General features: G+C 37.7%; 4 protein-coding genes and 1 pseudogene. 3 read left to right on the plus strand and 2 right to left on the minus strand.

Annotation, left to right across the window (positions count from 1 at the left end):
- On the minus strand, positions 1–715 hold a 715-nt coding region (locus tag AC1DDX_RS25505), incomplete at its 3' end, for a GAF domain-containing protein (protein ID WP_477622832.1).
- A gap of 99 nt (positions 716–814) precedes the next feature.
- Here AC1DDX_RS25505 and AC1DDX_RS25510 point away from each other — a divergent pair.
- Positions 815–1,636 (plus strand): metallophosphoesterase, encoded by an 822-nt coding sequence (locus tag AC1DDX_RS25510; protein WP_288879221.1) that lies wholly within the window; start codon positions 815–817, stop codon positions 1,634–1,636.
- A 31-nt stretch (positions 1,637–1,667) separates the two neighbouring features.
- Complete coding sequence (locus AC1DDX_RS25515) at positions 1,668–2,543, plus strand: AadS family aminoglycoside 6-adenylyltransferase (protein WP_288879220.1); 876 nt, start codon at positions 1,668–1,670, stop codon at positions 2,541–2,543.
- On the opposite strand, the gene AC1DDX_RS25520 is transcribed toward AC1DDX_RS25515, so the two are convergent.
- Positions 2,536–3,444, minus strand: coding sequence for a sterol desaturase family protein (locus AC1DDX_RS25520; protein ID WP_477622833.1), 909 nt, complete (start codon positions 3,442–3,444; stop codon positions 2,536–2,538). The genes AC1DDX_RS25515 and AC1DDX_RS25520 overlap by 8 nt on opposite strands.
- A gap of 208 nt (positions 3,445–3,652) precedes the next feature.
- On the opposite strand from AC1DDX_RS25520, the pseudogene AC1DDX_RS25525 reads away from it, so the two are divergent.
- Positions 3,653–4,335, plus strand: a pseudogene (locus AC1DDX_RS25525) (hypothetical protein); the annotation flags it as partial.

The following is a 4,335-nucleotide window of genomic DNA, read 5'->3' on the forward strand; positions in this document are numbered from 1 at the left end:
GTTCATTAACGTAGTCCACTAGTTTCTTTGCTGAATTTAGCGAAATGTCAATAAAACGATAATAGCCATCATGCCCCGCCTTCTCTGCTTTACTTCTTAAAGCTTGTGCCGTAAGCATGATATTACCCAATGGATTTTTGATATCGTGGGCTACGCGCTCGGCAAATTTCTGAACCAAACCATTTGACTCTTCCAGCGCTTTATTCACTTCTTCATATTCGTATACTTTCTTACGTAGCTCGATCAATTGAAGCGCCTGTCGCCCCAGAATTTTCAATGCCCTTATCTGGCTGTCATTGAGCTGTTTCTTTTCATTACCAATAACACAGATACTCCCAAGTGCATATCCATCAGGATTTACCAGAGGAACACCTGCGTAGAAAACCACTTTATGCTGGGTTACCATCGGGTTATCAAAAAAACGAGAATCTTCAGTAGCATCGCTGACGATCATGATCTCCTGATCATCTATTATTGCATGGCTACAAAAAGTATAATCACGGTGATTTTCTGTTAATTCAGTCCCATATCTGGATTTAAACCATTGACGCTGCTCTCCAATTAAGGTAATCAAAGCAACTGGTGTCTGACAAATTTCTGCGGCCAGCATAGCAAGGTCATCGTACTCCTGCTCCTGTTCACTATCCATAAGCTGGTAGGAAGCAAGGGCCGATAGCCTGGCAGATTCATTTTCAGGTAGTGAAGCGACTTTCATGAATATATACGTTGATGCTAAAGATAGTATAATCCCATCGTGTAAAAATCGAAAAAAATCGTTTCTTTGGAATACGGCCCTTAATATTTAAAGTTGACAATGAAACTAACCAGGCGAAAATTCATAAGGGCAGGTCTTCTGGCTACATTCGGAACCATCCTGGCAGATATGTTTTGGATTGAGAAGTTTTTTATCGAAACTAATGAATTTTACATTGGCAAGGCAACTAAAGAAACAACCCATATCAAAGTTGTTCAAATCTCTGATTTGCATCTTCAATCTGTAAATTATCAGTTAAAGCATCTGGCAAATAAGCTTAACAAATTACAACCTCAACTAATCTTAATTACCGGTGATGCGATAGATAAATCGGAAAACACTCCTCTACTCAATGAGTTTTTAAAACTAATTGATAAGGAAATAAAAAAGGTGGCCATTTTAGGTAATTGGGAATATTGGGGTAATATCGATTTAGATGAGTTAAATAAAATTTATGCAGGCAATAATTGCACTCTGCTAATTAATGAAACAACACAGTATTCGTTCAAGAATAAGTCCATTTCAATAACAGGTGTAGATGATTTTATTGGAGGCAAGGCTGATTATGGCACTGCAATAAAAGGCTATAAAAAAAGCGACTACCATATTGTTCTGAATCATTGCCCTCAGTACAGCGACTATATTTCAAGTCAAACGGATAAGGACACGAATATTGATTTTATCCTTTCGGGACATACACATGGAGGCCAGATAAATTTATTTGGCTATGCTCCATTTTTGCCACCGGGAAGCGGAAAATATGTTAAAGGATGGTATAATCATAATGTTCCTAAAATGTATGTTTCCAAAGGTGTTGGAACGAGTATTTTACCTGCAAGATTTGGAGCAAGGGCTGAAATTGCTATTTTTAACCTGCTATGAACTCAATTTCCAAAACAACTACCCAATCACTATGGTTAAAGCCAGAAACGAAAAGCTAAAACACATCATAAACTGGGCTAATTCAAACCATGAGATTAGGGCTGTACTGCTCACCAGTTCATTGGCCAGCGCCATTGCACCCGTAGATAAATTCAGCGACCTTGATATTGAACTGGTTTTTGAAGATTTAACTGCAGCCCTTAAAGATGACAGCTGGCTCAGTGAGTTCGGAAGAGTTATTGCCAAAGTAGCTGAAAGTGAAGAAGCCTTTGATGGGAAGCATGCCATGAGAATGGTGCTTTATGAAGATTATGTAAAGGTTGATTTCAAACTCTATAGCATACTGGAATTTCAAAAAGAAGCCGCTAAATCTGAATTGCCGGAAGATTGGGATGTAGGCTATAAAGTTTTAATAGATAAAGATCGGCTCTGTAAAAACTTAAAGCCGCCAACATATCAGTCTGTTATCATAAAAAAACCAGGAGCTGAAAAATTCGCACAAGTGATGAACGACTTCTGGTGGGACATGACATACGTGGCCAAGTGCCTTGCCCGGGATGAGCTTTTCTATGCTAAGTTCATGACGGAAAACATGATGAGGAATGATTATCTTGTACCAATGATTGAATGGTACATCTCTCTTTCGCATGACTGGAAAATTACCACCAATAAACACGGCCGCTTTTTTAAGAAATACTTGTCATCTGAATTATGGAAAAAAATTGAAGCAACTTTTGCCTCTGCCGAAATCCAGGACAACTGGCGGGCTTTATTTGCCTATGCAGACATTGCCCATGAGTTGGGCACAGAACTGGCAGAAAAACTAACTTATCAGTATCCTGTTTTGCTGGAAAAAGATATCAGAAATTACCTTAATGCAATAAAAAACCACACAGAACTTAAATAGATTCCTGAATCACTATTTGCTTTGGATCCGCACTAAAGTCAGACGCTAACTCATTTTGTATCGGTTGGCGTTGAATTTCCTTAAACTCATTTCTGGCTTTACTTGCCGTCTTATGATCACCTGTATGGCTCCATCCTGGTGGCATAAAAATATACAGGAATTTATTTTTAAGTCCTGGGGCTTTGTAAACATCCTTTATCAAACAGGCGAACTCCCCAAAATAACTATCCAGAAAACTATTAGGTTTCATTTCTCTGGTAATACCGTATTCGATTGGAAGATTCTTCTCCTCAGGCTGATAAGTGCCAAAAACTCGATCCCAGATATTCAGCAGGTTACAAAAATTTGTATCCATATACAATGGATTTTTAGCATGATGTACCCTATGGTGCGAAGGTGTCAGAATGTATTTATACAAAAAGCCCAATTTACCATCCTTCATCAGTTGTTCACCTATATGTATAAAACCACCGTAAAACCCATCAATAAACATAATTACAAACAACATCGGCGGATTTACGCCTAATAAAATGCATACCGTAGTTCTAATCACATCCGCATAAGGCCCCTCCAGAAAAAAGTGTGCATAAGATACAGACAGATTCATAGCCTGTGGTGCATGATGAGTAGAATGCAGGCACCAGAACAAGCGAACTTTATGACCAAGATAATGATAAATGAAATGCCCGAATTCCCATACTATATAGCCATAAATAAACCAATACCAGGTAAAACTAGTTTTAAAGATAGCATACTTCTCAAAAAGCCCTATACAAAATACAATTGCAGCTATGGAGATAAATCGTCCTACAAAAGCATTAAAAACGTACGAAAAGAAAGATATTTTATAATCAATGGCATCTTGATAAAATTTCCAATACCAAAGAAACCGATAACCCAATCATAAATTGCTTGAAAAAAATCCATCATAATACTTTGTGCTATTTGGTTAAGGCTATTTATATTGTATATACATATATACAGATATTTTTTAAACCCCGCACATAAAAATATAAAAAAACTATTAAAACTCAAATAATTCAATGAATCAAATGAATTATTACATTTTTATTATCTTCGTATGTACATACATTAAAAACCACAAACTCATGAAGATTTATTCGGCATATCTATTGGCCCTTACCTTTCTTATTTGCTCCTGCTCATCCACTAAACAAAGTGAAGAACAACAACTCGCAAAATCTATTCTGGCAGACACCTCCATGCAAATAGTAGACAGCATGGCCAGAACTGCCATAAAAGAAGGGTTTAATGCAGGAAGTGGTTACTCGCAGATCTGGGCACGCGATATGAATACCTTTATTGTAACCGCGCTCGAGGAGACTTCCAAAGAAGAAGTTAAAGGGGCCATTTTAGTCTTCTTCGCGCTTCAGCAAAAAAATGACGAGATGGTGGATGGTTATGTCTTGAAAAAGGACTTCACATGGAACGATGATACACCTTACTATTCTGATAACGACCCTAAGCATGTAGGCTTTAAAAACACTGTTGAAACAGATCAGGAAACCTCATTAATTCAGCTTGTAGGCAAATACGTTAAGAAAACAGGAGATACAAGTATTTTAAGCGAACAAATTGCCGGTGTAACCGTATTAACAAGAATGGAACGCATGATCAGGTATTTACTTAAGGAAAGATACAACAAAAGTTATGGCTTGCTTTACGGAGCAATGACGGCTGATTGGGGCGATGTACAGCCTAATGATGACTTTGGCTGCGACTGGAACAACCTATCTGATGAAGCAATAGATGTATATGATAATGCAATGCT

The sequence above is a fragment of the Pedobacter sp. 10L46_2 genome, from assembly GCF_056395165.1.